Below are 241 nucleotides of genomic sequence, written 5' to 3' on the forward strand. Positions count from 1 at the left end.
CAAATTTTAAAATTCGGAAAGCCGCTTCTCTATTTAATAGAGCTATAAAAGTATCTCTTCAAACTCATTCAAGGTCTGTCTTTGAGTCCACAAAACCCCTTGGGTGTTGTATGGTTAAGCCTCACGGGCAATTAGTACAGGTTAGCTCAATGCCTCGCAGCACTTACACACCCTGCCTATCAACGTCGTAGTCTACGACAACCCTTTAGGACGCTTATAGCGCCAGGGAAAACTCATCTCA

At 43.6% G+C, this 241-nt stretch carries 1 rRNA gene; it reads right to left on the minus strand.

Annotated features, from left to right (window positions below):
• Nucleotides 1-110: 110 nt before the first annotated feature.
• Nucleotides 111-241 (minus strand): 23S ribosomal RNA (locus tag AB4407_RS20780); the annotation flags it as partial.

This window comes from Vibrio sp. 10N.261.46.E11, from assembly GCF_041472735.1.
Taxonomy (GTDB): domain Bacteria; phylum Pseudomonadota; class Gammaproteobacteria; order Enterobacterales; family Vibrionaceae; genus Vibrio.